This is a genomic window from Streptomyces sp. SID12501, from assembly GCF_010550245.1.
Lineage (GTDB): Bacteria > Actinomycetota > Actinomycetes > Streptomycetales > Streptomycetaceae > Streptomyces.
In genome coordinates this window covers 1-441 of record NZ_JAAGLU010000654.1, presented here as the reverse complement: position 1 = coordinate 441, position 441 = coordinate 1, and the positions used below count along the sequence as shown (strand labels likewise).

The 441-nt window shown below is 72.1% G+C and carries 1 protein-coding gene; it reads left to right on the top strand.

Annotated elements, in window-relative coordinates:
• Positions 1-80 precede the first annotated feature (80 nt).
• The coding region (locus G3I71_RS47750; protein ID WP_164325213.1) for a VOC family protein at positions 81-441 on the top strand (361 nt) is incomplete at its 3' end.

Below are 441 nucleotides of genomic sequence, written 5' to 3'. Positions count from 1 at the left end.
GGTTCCGTGAGTGAGCACCGAGGACTAGCGTCCGGAGCACGGGTGGGCGCCCGCCCACCGACGGGTCGAGGGGGACGGTCATGGCGCACGGCGACATCACGCACGTCGACATCCCGGTCGCGGACACCGCGGCCGCGACGCGGTTCTACGAGGGGCTGTTCGGCTGGCAGATCCGGGAGATCCCGGGCTTCGAGGGCTACCCGATGTGGTCGGCGCCGAACGGCGTGAGCGGCGGCGGGCTCGCGCCCCGCTCGGAGGGGTTCACGCAGCCGCGCAGCTACGTCGAGGTCGACTCGATCGACGACGTGCTGGCACGCGTCGCCGACCTGGGCGGTCGGGTGCTGCACGGCAAGGAGCCCATCGACGCGACGAGCTGGTGGGCGGTCGTCGCCGACGCCGACGGCAACCACGAGGGCTATCTCTTCCCGGCGACCTATCCAC